The 15,974-nt window shown below is 47.6% G+C and carries 18 protein-coding genes; all 18 read right to left on the bottom strand.

All coding sequences use genetic code 11. The features are described from left to right. Positions 1–131 precede the first annotated feature (131 nt). The 18 genes from ACXAGL_RS16665 to spoVE all read right to left on the bottom strand — a co-directional run bounded on the left by ACXAGL_RS16665 (position 132) and on the right by spoVE (position 15,930). Complete coding sequence (locus ACXAGL_RS16665; RefSeq protein WP_474971503.1) at positions 132–1,520, bottom strand: solute carrier family 23 protein; 1,389 nt, start codon at positions 1,518–1,520, stop codon at positions 132–134. Positions 1,521–1,662: 142 nt separating this feature from the next. Further along, positions 1,663–2,205, bottom strand: coding sequence for a bifunctional pyr operon transcriptional regulator/uracil phosphoribosyltransferase PyrR (gene pyrR, locus ACXAGL_RS16660; protein WP_474971504.1), 543 nt, complete (start codon positions 2,203–2,205; stop codon positions 1,663–1,665). Positions 2,206–2,381: 176 nt separating this feature from the next. Next, entirely contained in the window at positions 2,382–3,293 is a 912-nt protein-coding gene (locus tag ACXAGL_RS16655; protein ID WP_474968432.1) for an RluA family pseudouridine synthase, read from the bottom strand. Continuing rightward, positions 3,290–3,763, bottom strand: coding sequence for a signal peptidase II (gene lspA / locus ACXAGL_RS16650; RefSeq protein WP_027954127.1), 474 nt, complete (start codon positions 3,761–3,763; stop codon positions 3,290–3,292). The genes ACXAGL_RS16655 and lspA overlap by 4 nt, the downstream gene beginning before the upstream one ends. Positions 3,764–3,902: 139 nt before the next feature. Further along, the gene (locus ACXAGL_RS16645) at positions 3,903–4,427 is read right to left on the bottom strand and encodes a DivIVA domain-containing protein (protein ID WP_027954126.1); all 525 of its coding nucleotides are present in this window, start codon (positions 4,425–4,427) and stop codon (positions 3,903–3,905) included. Positions 4,428–4,501: 74 nt separating this feature from the next. Then, the gene (locus ACXAGL_RS16640) at positions 4,502–5,275 is read right to left on the bottom strand and encodes a YlmH family RNA-binding protein (RefSeq protein WP_474968430.1); all 774 of its coding nucleotides are present in this window, start codon (positions 5,273–5,275) and stop codon (positions 4,502–4,504) included. 68 nt (positions 5,276–5,343) lie between these two features. Next, positions 5,344–5,613, bottom strand: a complete 270-nt coding sequence (locus ACXAGL_RS16635; RefSeq protein ID WP_027954124.1) for a YggT family protein — start codon at positions 5,611–5,613, stop codon at positions 5,344–5,346. Between the two features lie 3 nt (positions 5,614–5,616). Further along, positions 5,617–6,063 carry a cell division protein SepF gene (locus tag ACXAGL_RS16630; RefSeq protein ID WP_027954123.1) on the bottom strand — a complete coding sequence of 149 codons (447 nt, stop codon included), beginning with the start codon at positions 6,061–6,063 and terminating at the stop codon, positions 5,617–5,619. Positions 6,064–6,081: 18 nt separating this feature from the next. Continuing rightward, positions 6,082–6,756, bottom strand: a complete 675-nt coding sequence (locus ACXAGL_RS16625; RefSeq protein WP_474968429.1) for a YggS family pyridoxal phosphate-dependent enzyme — start codon at positions 6,754–6,756, stop codon at positions 6,082–6,084. Positions 6,757–6,777: 21 nt separating this feature from the next. After that, positions 6,778–7,575: a peptidoglycan editing factor PgeF gene (gene pgeF / locus ACXAGL_RS16620; protein ID WP_474991847.1), complete on the bottom strand. Its 798-nt coding sequence runs from the start codon at positions 7,573–7,575 to the stop codon at positions 6,778–6,780. Between the two features lie 59 nt (positions 7,576–7,634). Beyond that, positions 7,635–7,910, bottom strand: coding sequence for a YlmC/YmxH family sporulation protein (locus tag ACXAGL_RS16615; RefSeq protein WP_027954120.1), 276 nt, complete (start codon positions 7,908–7,910; stop codon positions 7,635–7,637). Between the two features lie 151 nt (positions 7,911–8,061). Further along, entirely contained in the window at positions 8,062–8,841 is a 780-nt protein-coding gene (sigG, locus tag ACXAGL_RS16610; RefSeq protein WP_027954119.1) for an RNA polymerase sporulation sigma factor SigG, read from the bottom strand. Positions 8,842–8,924: 83 nt separating this feature from the next. After that, a complete protein-coding gene (gene sigE, locus ACXAGL_RS16605; RefSeq protein WP_027954118.1) occupies positions 8,925–9,644 on the bottom strand; it encodes an RNA polymerase sporulation sigma factor SigE in 720 nt (239 codons plus the stop codon). 17 nt (positions 9,645–9,661) lie between these two features. After that, positions 9,662–10,564: a sigma-E processing peptidase SpoIIGA gene (gene spoIIGA / locus ACXAGL_RS16600; RefSeq protein WP_474991845.1), complete on the bottom strand. Its 903-nt coding sequence runs from the start codon at positions 10,562–10,564 to the stop codon at positions 9,662–9,664. A gap of 167 nt (positions 10,565–10,731) precedes the next feature. Next, positions 10,732–11,895, bottom strand: a complete 1,164-nt coding sequence (gene ftsZ, locus ACXAGL_RS16595; RefSeq protein ID WP_474991843.1) for a cell division protein FtsZ — start codon at positions 11,893–11,895, stop codon at positions 10,732–10,734. Positions 11,896–11,970: 75 nt separating this feature from the next. Then, positions 11,971–13,266, bottom strand: a complete 1,296-nt coding sequence (ftsA, locus tag ACXAGL_RS16590; RefSeq protein WP_027954115.1) for a cell division protein FtsA — start codon at positions 13,264–13,266, stop codon at positions 11,971–11,973. A 285-nt stretch (positions 13,267–13,551) separates the two neighbouring features. Further along, on the bottom strand, positions 13,552–14,472 hold the full coding sequence (locus tag ACXAGL_RS16585; protein ID WP_474991842.1) for a cell division protein FtsQ/DivIB: 921 nt from the start codon (positions 14,470–14,472) through the stop codon (positions 13,552–13,554). Between the two features lie 360 nt (positions 14,473–14,832). Beyond that, positions 14,833–15,930, bottom strand: a complete 1,098-nt coding sequence (gene spoVE, locus ACXAGL_RS16580; protein ID WP_474968424.1) for a stage V sporulation protein E — start codon at positions 15,928–15,930, stop codon at positions 14,833–14,835. Positions 15,931–15,974 lie beyond the last annotated feature (44 nt).

The following is a 15,974-nucleotide window of genomic DNA, read 5'->3' as shown; positions in this document are numbered from 1 at the left end:
TTTGACCGGTATACAAAGAAAAAGGCACCCCCGGTGTACGGGGGTGCCTCACTCGCTGCGCAGGCAGACGAGCCATTCCCTGGTACACCTTTCCGGGCCTCACGGGACCCGATTAAAACGTGTGTTCTTGGTTATGCCACTTCATGCTGTTCTTTTTTCTCTTCCACTTCAGGTTCTTCAAACATTTTTCCATTGCCATAGCCTTTTTCTTTTCCTGGCAGCACTTGATGAAGGAAGACGCCGATCACTGCTGACAGAGCCATCCCGGCGATCTGAACCTCCTCGGTGACCTGTACGAAGGCGCCTCCTACGCCGAGAACAAGGATGATGGATGCTATTATCAGGTTGCGTTTTTCTCCAAAATCAATTTGATTATCAATCAGCATGCGTAGTCCACTGGAAGCGATAATTCCGAACAGAAGAATGGAAACCCCTCCCATAACGGCCGACGGGACAGACCCGATCACAGCCGTGACCATTCCGATAAAACCGAAGATGACTGCGATGACTGCTGCCCCTCCGATAACGAAAACGCTGTAGACTCTTGTGATGGCAAGCACGCCGATGTTTTCCCCATACGTTGTATTCGGAGGCCCGCCCAGACAGGATGCGATCATAGTGGCCGCTCCATCGCCGAGAATCGATTTATCAAGCCCCGGATTTTTCAAAAAGTTCCGCCCTACCACTTTGGAAAGAACCATTTGGTCCCCTGTATGTTCAGTAATCGTAACAAGGGCAAAAGGCACCATCAGGAGGGCAATTTCCCAGCTGATCACTTCCCATGGGCTGAAGTCGACAAAGGGAACGATGAAGTCAGGAACTTGGAAGAACGCTCCGAGAAAGCCTGTCAAAGAATCTGCTGAAGTGAGTGCCTGCCATTCTGCTTGAATCGCCGTTGTATCCACAATACCCTGGAATAAGGCAAAGATGTATCCGCCGACAATACCGAACAAGATGGGCAGCAGGGAGAAGAACCCCCTGAAAAAGATGGATGCGATGACTGTTAACCCTAAGGTGACCAGAGCTGTCGTCAAGTGTACACTGCTGTATACATTCTCTTCCTGTCCAGGCAGGTACATGGCCATATCGACCGCTGTGGAAGCCAGCCCAAGACCAATGACGATGATGACCGGGCCTACGACAATCGGCGGCAGCAGATTCATCAGCCATTTCGTTCCAAAAACAGTGATGAAGAGAGCGACCGCCCCGTATACAAGGCCTGTCAGGAAGCTTCCGACCATGGCCCCGGCTGCTCCGCTCGTCTTCGATACTTCAATAATGGGATAAATAAAAGCAAAGCTTGAACCAAGATAGGCCGGTACCTTTCCTCTTGTGATCAACAGATAGGCGAGAGTTCCAAATCCACTGGATACTAAAGCGACGGCTGGGGAAAGTCCTGTCAGAAAGGGGACAAGGATGGTAGCGCCGAACATCGCAAACAAGTGCTGCAGGCTTAAAGTCAGCCACTTCCCGGCTGCCGGAACTTCATGAATGTCTAATGCTGGTTGATGTTTTTCCATTTGTTCATTCCTCCTCTGCCCGTAAAAAAAGCCTCCCTACGCTTAAAAGGCGTAAAGAGGCACACGTGTAGCTGCTACACGAAAGGTCCATACGATTCCTTTTAAGCCTCACGGGACTTTTTTAAAGGGCGTGTTCATTCAGTTATCTTTCGAAAATTTTCACTTCGTCTTTCTCGTCCGTTTCCGCAAGCGTTACGGTGATGACTTCCTCAAGGGAAGTCGGCACATTCTTACCGACATAATCCGCACGGATAGGGAGTTCCCTGTGTCCCCGGTCAACGAGAACAGCAAGCTGGATTTCCTTCGGTCTACCGTGATCCATCAGTGCATCCATTGCGGCACGCACCGTTCGTCCTGTATACAGCACATCGTCGACGAGAATCACTTTCTTTCCATCAATATCCGTTTCAATATTGGTTTCTTTTAATTCCGGTTCGGACGTCTGTTTCTCAGGGGTGAGATCATCCCGGTATAACGTGATGTCCAGTTCTCCCCCCGGCAGTTCCCGGCCTTCAATTTCGGCTATTTTATTTCTTATCCTCCCGGCAATGGGAACACCGCGTGTTTTTATCCCGACAAGAACAAGATCTTCAATCCCTTTATTCTTCTCAATGATTTCATGGGAGATTCTGGTGAGTGCCCGCCGGATGGCTGCATCGTCCAGAACCGTAGCTTTCGGATTCATGGGCAAGCTCCTTTACAAAAAAACCCCTTTTCCACGTGTAGGCAGAAAAGGGGTTTTTTACGCATAGATCACTCGTAAAATTACCGTACCTTCTCAGCCTCACGGGACTGCTCTTAAAGGTCTTTATATTCTATTAAGGATTATGTCAAAGCATTCATCTTTTGTCAAGACTGGATTTACCCTTCACGAAGCTCGAGTTCACGAAGAACATCCGTAAATTCCCGGGGAGGATCCACTTCAAAGTGCATCCACTCTCCTGTGGAAGGATGCTCAAATCCCAGCACTTTGGCGTGAAGCGCCTGACCATTAAGATCGAGAGTTTTTCTCGGTCCGTATTTCGGGTCACCGGCCAGCGGATGGCTGATGTACCGCATATGGACACGGATCTGGTGGGTGCGCCCTGTTTCAAGCTTGCATTCGACGTGGGTAAAATCATTAAAAAGACGGATGACCCGGAAGTGGGTCACGGCATCACGGCCGCCATCGACAACCGTCATCTTCTGACGATCCTTTGTATCACGGCCGATCGGGGCGTCAATGGTTCCATATTCATGACTGATCTCTCCATGGACGACCGCTTCATACTTCCGCTCCACTGTTTTCTTGGAAAGCTGGTCTGCAAGAGAGCGGTGGGCCTTATCATTTTTAGCCACCATAAGGAGCCCGCTCGTATCTTTATCAATTCGATGGACAATGCCCGGCCGTTCCACTCCGTTGATGCCGGAAAGATCTGTACAATGATGAAGCAGCCCGTTGACGAGTGTGCCGGAATAATGCCCGGCGGCCGGGTGGATGACCATCCCTGAAGGTTTATTGACGACGATCACATCGGAGTCTTCATAAACGATGTCCAAGTTCATATCTTCCGGCAGAATATCCATCGGCTCCGGGTCAGGAACATGCCATGTAATGGTTTCCCCTTCCTGAACCTTATAATTACTTTTGACAGCTTTTCCGTCCACAAGAATGACATCATCCTTCAGCCATCCCTGGATCTGGGATCGGGACACCTCTTCAATGACTTCTGTTAATAATTTATCAATCCGGGTGGATTGGTCTTTTTCTGTTACGTTGTATTGTTCACTCAAGATTCTATACTTCCTTTCTTTTTACGCTCGTCTAAAAAAGCAGCGATCATGATGAAAGCAACACCGATGACGAGCGCCGAATCGGCGACATTAAAGATTGGGAAATCGTAGGTGAAAATATACGTGTTGGCAAAATCCACGACTTCCTTCCGAAAAATCCGGTCAATGAAATTGCCGACAGCTCCGGCGAGAATCAAGGAAAGGGCGGCTCCTACAAGGCGGCTCTGCTTTCCCATCTGCTGAAGATAGTAAATGACAAATCCAATCACGATTACCGTAATAATGTAAAAAAACCACATCTGCCCCTGGAGAATTCCCCAGGCAGCTCCCTGATTCCGGTGTGATGTTAAATAGAAGAAATTCTCGATAACCGGGATGCTTTGTCCTATTTCCATTTTAGTCACGACCAGATACTTCGTCCACTGGTCCAGTATGATCAGCACCAAGGCTGTCAGATAATACACATACATACGCGTCCTCCATCAAACAATTGTTATCCCTGGCTATTGTACCACATTTCGACAGGCGAAACCTGCTCCCATAGGAAAAGGCACCGCTGCACAGAACGGTGCCTGATGAATGGCACGGACCAGTTTATGTAGAATGCTGTTAAGGCTGGGAGCTGTACTCCTGTTCCATTTTCCGTTCCACTTCCTGCTCATTGTCAATCTCTGTATCAAACAGATGATCCCAATCATCATTTTCAATCATATCAATCTGTGCTTCCACAAGCATACGGAGCCTCGTTTTGAATACTTTAGCCTGCTTTTTCATATCCTCGACTTCAATGGAGATCCGGCGTGATTTTTCCAGTGCTTCATTAATAATACGGTCAGCGTTCTTTTCTGCTTCTTTAATAATGAGCTTCGACTCTTTGTTTGCACTGTTTTTTACATCTTCGGCCGTTTCCTGAGCCACAAGGATGGATTTATTCAATGTCGTTTCAATATCATTAAAATGACCAAGTCTCTCATTCAGCTGAGTCACTTCGCGCTCCAATTCTTTCTTTTGACGGATAACGATTTCATAATCCTTAATGACCTGATCCAGAAATTCGTTGACCTCATCTTCGTCATACCCACGGAAGCCCCGGGTGAATTCTTTGTTATGAATATCCAATGGTGTTAAAGGCACACCAGCCACCTCCCCATCTACTCGTTATGTTAAAGATTCGACAACAACCTGCGATTTCCTTCTTTTCAGCAGGATTAATTCAGGCGTGCTGTCATAATTTTGTATTTGTCCTTTTTCGTCTGACCCGTTACTTCATCCAGACGGCTCCTCCCTCTTCCCTTGAGAGAAATCAAATCTCCGGGCTCCAGAGAAAATGCACCGTCTTCCACGGTCCGGAAATTCACTTTCACATGGCCGCCTTCAATAAATAGACCGGCTTTCTTTCGGGACATGCCGTAGATTTCTTTAACGATGACATCCAGTCGAAGCGAAGAAACCGTCGTTTCTTTTTTCGTCCACGTTTCATCACTTTCTATACGTCCCGTCCAAGGAACCTCCTTGAATTCGACGGTGGAACGCTTGATTCCCGTCAAATTCATTTTGATATAATCGCTGATTTCAGCAGCGGCCGTCAGCTGGATGATTCCATCCTTGACGACAACATCCCCGATTTTCTCACGGCGGATGCCAAGAGACATAAAAGCCCCGAGGACATCTCTGTGTTCCATCGTTACGAATTTCACCGGGTATTCGGCCTGAAGCAGGATCAGCCGGAAGTCTTCCTTGTCGATCTGCTCATAATCAGGAGCAATGACCGCCCGCTTCCGCTCACTGTTTTCCGCACCGCCTTCAAGCTGACAGATTAAATCCGCGTCATTGCCCATCACTGCTTTGACAATTTTCTGCTCACGCGGGTCGAGGAAATCTGATAAACGCCGCTGGTACTTTAAAGCCACATCCTCCCGCCAGGAAACCACCTGGTCGATAAACGGATGCTCTTCCTTTCTAAAATGCTGGTACATGTCCATAAAAATCCTCCATAACTACCAAAAGGAACAGAAAAGAGCGGTAAATGCCCTAGCTTCTGTTCCTTCTTTTATAACCCTGCAAGCATCCAGTAAAGCTGGTTCAATCCCTGCGAAGCAAACCGCAGAACGATAATGGCGACGAGCGGGGAAAGATCGATCATCCCAAGCGGTGGAATGATTTTCCTGAAAGGCTCGAGAAACGGTTCCGCCAGGCGGCCGAGTATCTGCCCGAAGCTGGATTCACGTGCTCCCGGAAACCAGGAAAGCAGGATGTAAATGATCAAGATCCAGCTGTATAATTGTAGTGCTGTCGTTAAAATGTTAAAAACAAAAGCCATGACTTACCACCTTCTATTCAAGTCCTCTTCTTCTGCTGTGATAATATCAGAAATCGATCCGGAAATTTCTACATTATCCGGTGTACAGAGGAAGGTTTGTGAACCTAGTTTTTGAATGTCTCCACCTATAGCATATACGGTTCCGCTTAAAAAATCTACTATCCGCTTCGCCTGATTGTGATCGACGCGCTGCAGATTAATGACAACGGCACGTCGGCTCACCAGCTGATCCGCAATATTCTGCGCCTCATTGTAACTGTTCGGTTCACTCAGGACCATTTTGGACGAGGACTTTGCACTTTTCAGGCTGACAATGTTGTTACTGTCCTGCTTCTTCGTGTTTTTCTGGGGCTGATGGGACTCTTCGTCATCTTCTTCCACTTCTTCTTCAATGTATTCATATTCATCGTCTAACGTAAAAAATGAACGGAATTTATTTTTCATGCTCATTTCCATCACCTCATTGTTTTATTGTCCGCCGACAAGACAGGAACCGAGTCGTACGTGAGTAGCTCCTTCTTCTACAGCCAGCGCATAATCATTGCTCATTCCCATGGACAAGTATTCACATGGGGCATGGGCATACCCTTTATCCCTGATCCGGTCCCTTAAGGCCCGAAGCTGACGGAAGACGCCGCGGAGACGCTCCTCATCTTCTGTATGCGGAGCCATTGTCATCAGACCAACGATTTTAACATGTTTAAAGTCCTGCACAGCTTCTATGAAGCTTTCCACTTCTGAGGCAGGGAGCCCATGCTTGGAGTCCTCCCCGCTGATATTCACCTGAACGAAGCATGGTACAGGTGAAGACGCCCTTTTATCAATTTCCTTTGCCAGGGAGCGCCTGTCAAGGGAATGAATCATCGACACATAATCGATGACTTCCTTCACTTTCCGGGACTGCAGCGTGCCGATGAAATGCCAGGTGGCCTGATCGCCGACCGCCTCATATTTTTCAAGCAGCCCTTCCCTGCGGTTTTCCCCAAGGTTGTGTATCCCTGCTTCCAATGCTTCCTGCGCCCGCTCGGTGGACACGTATTTTGTCACCGCCACAATGGATACTTCATTGGCATCACGTCCACACCTTTGACAGGCCTGTTCAATATTTTCTTTAATTTCTGCTAGATTTTCTGCTACAGACATTGCTGAACTCCTTCCCGTCCCTTAAGCTTTCAAAGCAATAAAACCGAGCATCCGCCCTGTTTCACCCTGATCACGGCGATGGGAGTAAAACTGATCTTCCTTCTCGTATGTACATGCACCGGAAACCTGAACTGCGGATTCCTGCATTCCCAATTCGATTAACATGTGTCTATTTAATTCTTTCAAGTCCAGTTGATACCGACCGCCGCCTTTATTCGAAACGCATGTTTCGTGGTAGGGCTTTGGTATGTGACGGATGACGTTGTTGTCCACTTCATACCGCTCTGGACTGATGCATGGACCGATCACAACCTGGATATCCTCCCTGGAGCACCCTTTCTCCTCCAGCGCAGCAATCATCCGGCCGGACATGCCGTGAACGGTTCCTTTCCATCCGGCATGAGCAATTCCAATCCATTGGGATTCGGGATCGAAAAAGTACAGGGGCACACAGTCGGCATAAAAAGCTCCAAGGACCAGATTCTTTTCTTTTGTGATCAGCCCGTCCACTCCAGCAGCGGCTGTTTCCAATGACTCGGAACCAGCACCAGCCGGCAGGGAGCCGGCGTCAGCTACTTTTGTGCCGTGAACCTGTTCCCCTATGACCCACCGGGACAAAGGGATACCGATTTCCTCTGCAAGAAGTCTGCGGTTTTCTATGACCAGGTCCTTTTCGTCATGGACATGGAGCCCCATATTCATGGATGCAAAAGAACCACGGCTGACCCCTCCGTTCCTCGTCGTTATTCCGGAAATGATTTCAGGATACTGTTGGAAACAGGAGAGCTGTCTCGTTGATTGTCGTTTGAAGGGTTCCATTTCTTACCCACCACCTCAATTTCATTCATTTTAACACATTTTCCTTCTCATTTCTTGCTCTATTCTGCTGAATCTGTCTTTTGAACTGCAGGCAGTCCTTTATAGGCAGACTTTTTCACTAATATAACGTCCGCTCCGATGTTTACGATCTGATCCCATGGGATGGTCATTTCTTCTTCTTTTCCGAACAGACCCATAGCTTTTCCTTTCATCGTCAGTACAAGCCCTTTCAAGCGGCCCCGCTGCGTATCAATATCAAGGTCGCTGATGTACCCGAGTCGTTCTCCTGTTTCCATGGCGATGACGTCCTTCATCTGCAGTTCGGTGATTTTCATTTCAGCTCACACTCCTTATCTTACTATATGCAGCGGCTGTGGAGAATAGAAAAAGTGGCTCGTTTCCCTGTATTCTTAAGGATATTCCCACATTGTGCCTGACGTGTTGGAAACAAAAAGAACCTCTCTGCCCGGCGGCAGAAAAGTTCTTTTATTGAAACATGGAGGTATTCATTTCTTTGATGGCTGCTTTTTCAAGCCTTGATACCTGCGCCTGGGAAATTCCGATTTCTTCGGCCACTTCCATCTGGGTTTTCCCCTGAAAAAAGCGTTTGGTCAAAATCATTTTTTCCCGGTCGTTCAGTTTTTTCATCCCTTCTCTCAAGGACAGTTCATCGATCCATACGGTATCTTTCTCCCGATCATCCTTCAGCTGATCCACTACAAAAATCGGGTCGCCTCCATCATTGTAGATCGGTTCAAACAGAGAGACCGGATCCTGAATAGCGTCCATAGCGAATACAACATCCTCGTGAGGAACACCCATTCGTTCGGCAATTTCATGTGGAGCTGGATCCTTATTGGTTTCACTGATCATCTTCTCCCGCATCTGCAGGGCCTTATAGGCTGTATCGCGCAGGGACCGTGAAACCCGGATCGGGTTATTGTCTCTTAAGTATCGTCGGATTTCTCCGATGATCATCGGTACAGCATAAGTGGAAAATTTCACATTGTGACTGAGATCGAAGTTATCTATGGACTTCATAAGGCCGATACATCCCACTTGGAATAGATCGTCGCCATATTCCCCACGATTGTTAAAGCGTTGAATCACGGATAAAACGAGGCGGAGATTTCCATTCACCAGTTGTTCCCTGGCCTCAAGCTCTCCACTCTGCAGTCGTACAAACAGGTCTTTCATTTCTGTGTTTTTCAGTACCGGAAGTTTTGATGTATCTACGCCGCATATCTCTACTTTATGTCGTGTCAATGTAAGACCCTCCCAGGAAGCTGTAATCAGTTCTCAGTATCTCCCTGGGTGGGAATTTTATGCATCGGCTTTACATGAGGTTTTTAGACCATTTTGTCGAACTCCCGCTGCAGACGGCGGATGATTTTCTTCTCCAGCCTTGATATATAGGACTGGGATATCCCCATCATATCGGCTACATCCTTCTGGGTTTTTTCTTTTTTTCCAATCAGGCCGAAACGGAGCTCCATAATCTGTTTTTCTCTGTCATTCAGCTGCTCGAGTGCAGATTTGAGAAGCTTTTTATCGATTTTCTTTTCAATTCCTTTTGTAATCAGATCTTCTTCCGTACCGAGAATATCGGATAATAGCAGTTCATTGCCGTCCCAGTCGACATTCAAAGGCTCATCAAAGGAAACTTCGGTTTTCAGCTTATTGCTTTTACGCAGGTGCATCAGAATCTCATTTTCTATACAGCGGGAGGCGTAAGTGGCGAGCTTGATCTTTTTCTCCGGGTCAAAGGTATTTACGGCCTTGATCAGACCAATGGTCCCGATACTGATCAAATCTTCTATGTTTAACCCTGTGTTTTCAAACTTTCTGGCAATATAAACGACCAGCCGCAGGTTTCTCTCAATCAGCATGGCCCGTGCAGCTTTGTCCCCTTTAGGAAGACGTTCCAGAAGCTCTTTTTCTTCTTCCCTGGAAAGGGGGGGCGGAAGTGCCTCACTACCACCGATATAATAAATTTCATCCTGCTTAATCCCAAGCTTCATTAACAACCGGTAATACCAGAGCCGCGCTCTGAACATCCACTTGAACATGGAATCCTCCTTCTCCCTTACGCTGATTTTCCTTTGATCATGACATGGGGGTGGATCAGCATTTGATAAAGCCCGTCCCGGGTTAACGGTTGATGCTGGACACCGACGAGAGGCTGTTTGATTACCAGCGGCCCCTCATTTGTCTGAACAGTAATCTGATCGATCATGAGTGTTACGAGGAGCCTGCCGGATATCCCGGCTGCCTGATAAGGGACAAGCCTTACAGCAGACTGCAGCGTTTCAGGCAGCTCATGGAGAGAAGCGAGTACATCTTCCTCTTTCAACTGCTCCAGCTCCCCATCGGCCAGAAGCTGCTTCCACACCGATGGATCTGCAAGAAACACCATTTTTCTGCTGACTGGATCAATCAGCTGATTTCCACTATCCACAAGGCCTTGGCATACAGCATGTTGACCGTTCCATACCATGTCCACTTCATAAACATCCTCATATTTCAATTGATGAATCTGGAGCTGGTTGAACCTCCATTTGGTAAACAGATAAGCTGAAGGACAGCCGGCGGCAACAAACAGCCAGCTTACCGGATCCCCATACCCGCCGCTGAACGTGACGACCGCTCCCTTCAAGACGTCGACTTCTGAAGCGAGAAAAAAATGGACCCCCATCATACTTCCTCCAATGGCAAACGTTACGAAATAAAACGTGACCCACTGGACAAAAAAAGCACGGAGGGAGGTAAAGGAAAAGGCAGTCAAAACAATGCCTACGGAAAACAGCAGTTTCCCTGCACTGCCCACCAGCCATGAATCCGGCATATAAATGGTCACCGGTACAATCAGCGATGCTGTAAAAGCTCCGACAGCCATCCTCCATTTCGAGGACCCTGCACGGGTGAGACCCTGGGTAAGCGACAGGATCATGCCGTCCATCAAAAGATTAAGCAGCCAGACAGCATCCAAATATAAAATCCTTTCTCCCTCCCTTTTTCTGCTGTTACACCGAGTATAAGTCCGTCCGATTGAAAAGTCTGTCGCAATCTGATCATGCTGCTGGCAAGTTTTGTAGAAGACTGAAACCGAAAAAAAGCCGCCGTACTCATGGAGAGTACGGCGGCTTTCTGCCATCATCAGCGGCGGCGGTTACGATTTCTTAGGAATGTTGGAATATCCAGGGTATCTTCTTCCTGCGTATTCCCTTTCTGCTGTGGCTGCGGCGCTTCACGACGCGGCTGTTCTTCACGAACAGTACTGCGCTCACGTTCCGGCTGCTGCTGTTGAGGAGCAGGCTTCTGCTGGTTGATCTGCGGGCGCTTTTTCTGCTGTCCCTGTGCCAGCTGAGACTCGTCAAATCCAGTTGCAATAACCGTTACGACGATTTCATCTTTAAGATTCTCGTTGATAACGGAACCAAAGATAACGTTCACTTCCTGATCGGCTGCAGACGTTACAATATCAGCGGCCTCCTGTACTTCATACAAGCTCAGGTTCGCTCCTCCGCTGATGTTCATCAGCACCCCGTGGGCACCATCAATGGAAGTTTCAAGCAGCGGAGAGGAAATCGCTTTTTTAGCAGCCTCTGCTGCGCGGCTTTCTCCTGTAGCAATACCGATGCCCATCAGAGCAGAACCTTTGTCCACCATGATCGTTTTCACGTCGGCGAAGTCCACGTTGATCAAGCCGGGAACGGCGATCAAGTCGGAAATCCCCTGAACACCTTGACGAAGGACGTTATCCGCCTCACGGAAGGCTTCAAGCATAGGCGTATTTTTATCTACGATTTCAAGAAGACGATCGTTTGGTATCACAATCAATGTGTCTACCGCGCCTTTCAAGCCTTCGATTCCGCCTGTAGCCTGTGTAGAGCGCTTGCGTCCTTCAAACGTAAATGGACGTGTAACAACCCCTACAGTCAAGGCACCCAGTTCTTTAGCAACCTGTGCAATGACAGGAGCAGCACCCGTACCGGTTCCTCCGCCCATACCAGCGGTAACAAAGACCATATCGGCTCCCTGAAGGGCCTCCTCAATCTGCTCTTTGCTTTCTTCAGCCGCTTTGCGACCGACTTCCGGATTCGCTCCGGCACCTAGTCCGCGTGTCAATTTTCCACCAATCTGCATTTTCACTTCTGCTTTGGAAAGGTTCAAAGCCTGGGCATCTGTATTGACAGCGATAAACTCTACGCCCTGGACTCCATGTTCAATCATTCGGTTGACGGCGTTGCTTCCGCCGCCTCCTACACCGATTACTTTAATAGTTGCCAGCTGATCCATGCTTGTATCAAAATCTAACATCTTCCGTTCCTCCTAATACACGAGATTACAAGATTTATTACTTCGTCCGTCGATCGACCGACTCAAACTTGTGATTTAATCAAAGAAATACTTTAAGAGATTGCTGAAGCCTGACTCTTTTTTCTTTTCTGTTTTTTCTTTTTCTTCTTTAGGCTGTGGTTTTGCCGAACGCTTCTGCTTTTTCGGCTGTGGTCTTTCCTGAAATTCATCTGAGACAGAAGGAAATATCTCTTTTCCTTGTATTTTCGCATTACGATAGGCGAATTGCAAGATGCCTACGCCGCTGGTAAACTGCGGTTCACGAACGCCGATATAATCAGGAATAGCCAGTCTGACGTTAGCGTGGAATACATCCTGGGCAAGCTCAAGCACTCCCGGCATATTCATCGTACCACCGGTGAGAACAAAACCTCCTGGTAATTCACGAACACCCATTTTCTGAAGTTCCTGTGCTGCAAAGACGAAAATTTCTTCTAGTCTAGCTTCAATCATATCAGAGATTTGCAATTGATTGAATGCCTGTTGACGATTACTGCCAATAATTGTGACGGAAAAATTCTCATCTTCGTTCGCATCGTCAAAAAAAGCGTGTCCATGTTCCACTTTCACCTGTTCCGCTTCTTCTGTTGATGTACGCAGACCGATGGATAAATCCTTGGTAAGGTTATCCCCGCCGAAAGGAATCATGCTCGTTCCTTTCAAGTGCCCCTCTTCAAAAACGGAGATGGTTGTCGAGCCGCCTCCTACATCAATTAGAGCTACGCCGAGATTCGTCTCGTCGCTGGAGAGGGAAACGGTCCCGGAGGCAAGTGGCTGCAGACATACATCGAGTACTTCCAGCCCTGCTCGTTCCACACATTTGAGTGTATTATGTAAAACGGTTTTAGCGCAGGTGATAATCATACCTTCCATTTCAAGACGGACACCAATCATACCGCGCGGGTCGGTAATTTCATCCTGACCATCCACAATGAACTGGCGCGGAATCACATCGATAATTTCCCGTTCCGGCGGAATAGACAGAACCTGAGCCGCATCAATGACCCGTGTAATATCCTCATTTCCGATTTCCCTCGTTTCACTGGAAACCGCCACGACTCCGTGACACGGCTGCAGCTGTATATGGTTGCCGTTGACGCCTACGACGACACGGTCGATTTTCATGTCCACCATCCGCTCCGCCTGTTCGACGGCTGATCGAATCGAATGAACGGTTTGATCGATATCCACGATCGCCCCTTTTTTCATTCCATTTGATTTTGCTGTACCAACCCCGATGATGTTGAGGCTGTCATTCATAATTTCACCAATAATAACTTTAATTCGACTTGTGCCTATATCTAAACTTACTAGTATTTCATTTTGATTCACCAGTGACGCACCTCCTGTTACAAGCCATATGAGTAGTTCAAAGCATATCGAATTCATGTAAAAAATACAATCATTGCAATATAAACGTAAATGAAATGATATATTGCATGGGTCATATCCCTTGATATCGTATAAAAAACCAGTACATTAGTTGTTTTCCACAGACTTTCGTTAATTTCCTCTTACATACGCTTATTTTTTTATGTTTTCCACTAGTAATTTCCGGACGGGGGAAAAGGTTTTGGGAAGGGCTGGAAAAGACACACCATCCAGCCCGGCAGCACCTTATTCCCGCCTCAACGGTTCGTCTACGACCGGATCCTGTGCCCCTTCTGTATCAGCGGCTGTGTTTTCCTGCTCCGGCTCTGCGGGCTGCTCTCCACCTTCTTCAGACGGCGCATCACTTTCTGTCTCTGAACCAGCATCTTCTTCCACTCCGGGGTTCTCTTCATTATCTTCAGCTGTGCTGAATTCTTCGAAATAAGCCCCTACATCGATATGGATGATACCCTCCGCCCCTTCTTCCAGCTGGGCGGCAATGGAAGGATAAGCGGGCATTTTTTCCGAAAATGTCCGTATGGAAGCTTCCACCTGGTATCCATCATTCATATACAGGCGGATTTTATAAGGGTTTCCGTCCTCCGGTTCCCAGTGAACTTCTGAAATCAAGTCCGCTACACTCGAAGGCAGTTCTTTCAATTCCCCGGACATTTCCTTCAAGTACATCTCTTTATCAAATCCTGCTAAAACCGGAGCGTCTCCACCAGGAAGAGCTGTTTCCTCATCGAGCCTCGAACCGTCTTCCATGATGACATAATACTGACCATTGCTCTGCACGTATCCGATCCGTTCCGCTTCTTCCACTTCAATTGTTACATCGTTTGGAAAAGAACGGTCGATCGATGCAAAGGTAATCTCTTCGTGAGATTCAACCTTTGCCTTTAGTTCTTCCGGATCCATTCTCCAGTAATTCGTTTCGGTCGTGATTCCTGAAAGGGTCTGTATTTCCTCTGCAGACACATGGTATTCGCCTTCTACGGTGACATTCCGGACATTACTGAGTGGAGACTGCAGGTAAACAACGGCAGCAATCAGAAAAAATAAAATCGTTAAGTATAAGATTAATCGGCGGTTGGCTTTTTTACGCCTCGTCTGTTTCAGTTTTGGTATACGGTCTTCTATGGAAACTACTTTTCTTTCTTCCATAACGGGCATTTCTCCTTCTGGCTAGACACCCTTCTGCTGTCCATCTAGCTGTTTGAAAGAATGATAGTCCTCGCAAAGGTGTCTCGGATTTCCAAATACACCTAATTGGTTCCCATTATATCACAAAATGAGGGGGGGAGATTGAGTGAGTTTTACTAGATTCCTAACATTTTTGTGCAGAAGCCGTACCTTTCTTGATTGTTATGTCGAAAGGGTCTTCTTTCCTTCCCGCAAAGAAACGCACCGCCCACATAATTACCCCGGTATTTCCCCGGACAAACCTTATTCCTCCTGCCAATTTTTTCTGGACTTTGCCTCCCTGTAAAAATGGAAAAACCACTGCCGTAAAGGGCAGCGGTTTTACCGGGTGGAATAGCGGCTCACACTGAGCAGGAGTCCAAGAGAAGCCAGTGTCAAAGTGAGGGAAGATCCCCCGTAGCTGACAAGCGGTAAAGTGATCCCCGTCACAGGAATCAAACCTGTGACAACACTCACGTTAATCATCACCTGAATACTGACCATACCGACGATTCCAAGAGCAAGCAGCGACCCGAACAAATCAGGAGCGAGCAGGCTTGTCCGTATGCCTCTCCAAAGCACAATAAAAAAGAGCGAAAGGATAAAAAAACCACCCAGGAATCCCAGTTCTTCAGCAAGCACGGCAAAAATGAAATCAGTCTGCGGCTCAGGCAGATAAAAGAATTTCTGCATGCTGTTTCCAAGACCAAGACCGAGCAGTCCGCCGGGACCGATCGCATACAGCGACTGGATGATTTGAAAACCTGCCCCAAGCGGGTCCTCCCATGGATGGAGGAAAGCTGTAATTCTTTTGATCCTGTAGGGAGCTGAAGCAATTAAACCGATCATGCCTGCCATTCCAGCAGCTGCAATCCACATAAAATGGCTGATCCGCGCGCCGGAAGTAAACAGCATCACGAGACATGTCCCCACCATGACGACGCCTGTCCCTAAATCGGGCTGCAGCATAATCAGGGCAAAAGGAAAAAGGATCAGAGCCAGGGCAGGGAGGAATCCCTCCTGGAACGAATTCATCTTCTTCTGCCGCTCAGAAAGAAAGCGGGAAAGATAAAGAATCAACCCCAGCTTCATAAACTCTGACGGCTGGATACTGAACATCCCCACACCAATCCAGCTCCTTGCCCCACCTCTCACCATTCCAACACCGGGAATCAGAACAGCGGCAAGAAAAAGCAGGCAGATGATCATAATCTTTTTCGAATGCGCGTGCCAGACATAGTAAGGAATTCTGGAGAGAACGACCATGGCAATCAGACCTGCAGCGGCAAAGAGAATCTGACGCTTAGCGAAGAACCACGGGTCATCAAACTTGTACTCCGACCAGATGCTGGAGGAACTGTATACCATTACAATTCCCATGATTAAAATGCCGAGAATAGCGGTGATCAACCATATATCCGGCTTTTTTGTCGTTTCCATAAAAAAAGCCCTACCTCCCATCGGAAATGGAAAACAGGGCTTAA

The organism is Halobacillus sp. ABA4_118 (genome assembly GCF_056160205.1).
The sequence above is the reverse complement of the archived record's forward strand: the minus strand, read 5'-3'. Positions and strand labels throughout refer to the sequence as shown.

Coding starts and splice junctions, on each gene's coding strand:
- ACXAGL_RS16665 (WP_474971503.1), bottom strand. CDS start 1,520: ATGGAAAAACATCAACCAGCATTAGACATTCATGAAGTTCCGGCAGCC.
- pyrR (WP_474971504.1), bottom strand. CDS start 2,205: ATGAATCCGAAAGCTACGGTTCTGGACGATGCAGCCATCCGGCGGGCA.
- lspA (WP_027954127.1), bottom strand. CDS start 3,763: ATGTATGTGTATTATCTGACAGCCTTGGTGCTGATCATACTGGACCAG.
- ACXAGL_RS16640 (WP_474968430.1), bottom strand. CDS start 5,275: ATGGACATGTACCAGCATTTTAGAAAGGAAGAGCATCCGTTTATCGAC.
- ACXAGL_RS16635 (WP_027954124.1), bottom strand. CDS start 5,613: ATGGCTTTTGTTTTTAACATTTTAACGACAGCACTACAATTATACAGC.
- ACXAGL_RS16630 (WP_027954123.1), bottom strand. CDS start 6,063: ATGAGCATGAAAAATAAATTCCGTTCATTTTTTACGTTAGACGATGAA.
- ACXAGL_RS16625 (WP_474968429.1), bottom strand. CDS start 6,756: ATGTCTGTAGCAGAAAATCTAGCAGAAATTAAAGAAAATATTGAACAG.
- pgeF (WP_474991847.1), bottom strand. CDS start 7,575: ATGGAACCCTTCAAACGACAATCAACGAGACAGCTCTCCTGTTTCCAA.
- ACXAGL_RS16615 (WP_027954120.1), bottom strand. CDS start 7,910: ATGAAAATCACCGAACTGCAGATGAAGGACGTCATCGCCATGGAAACA.
- sigE (WP_027954118.1), bottom strand. CDS start 9,644: ATGTTCAAGTGGATGTTCAGAGCGCGGCTCTGGTATTACCGGTTGTTA.
- ftsZ (WP_474991843.1), bottom strand. CDS start 11,895: ATGTTAGATTTTGATACAAGCATGGATCAGCTGGCAACTATTAAAGTA.
- ACXAGL_RS16585 (WP_474991842.1), bottom strand. CDS start 14,472: ATGGAAGAAAGAAAAGTAGTTTCCATAGAAGACCGTATACCAAAACTG.
- spoVE (WP_474968424.1), bottom strand. CDS start 15,930: ATGGAAACGACAAAAAAGCCGGATATATGGTTGATCACCGCTATTCTC.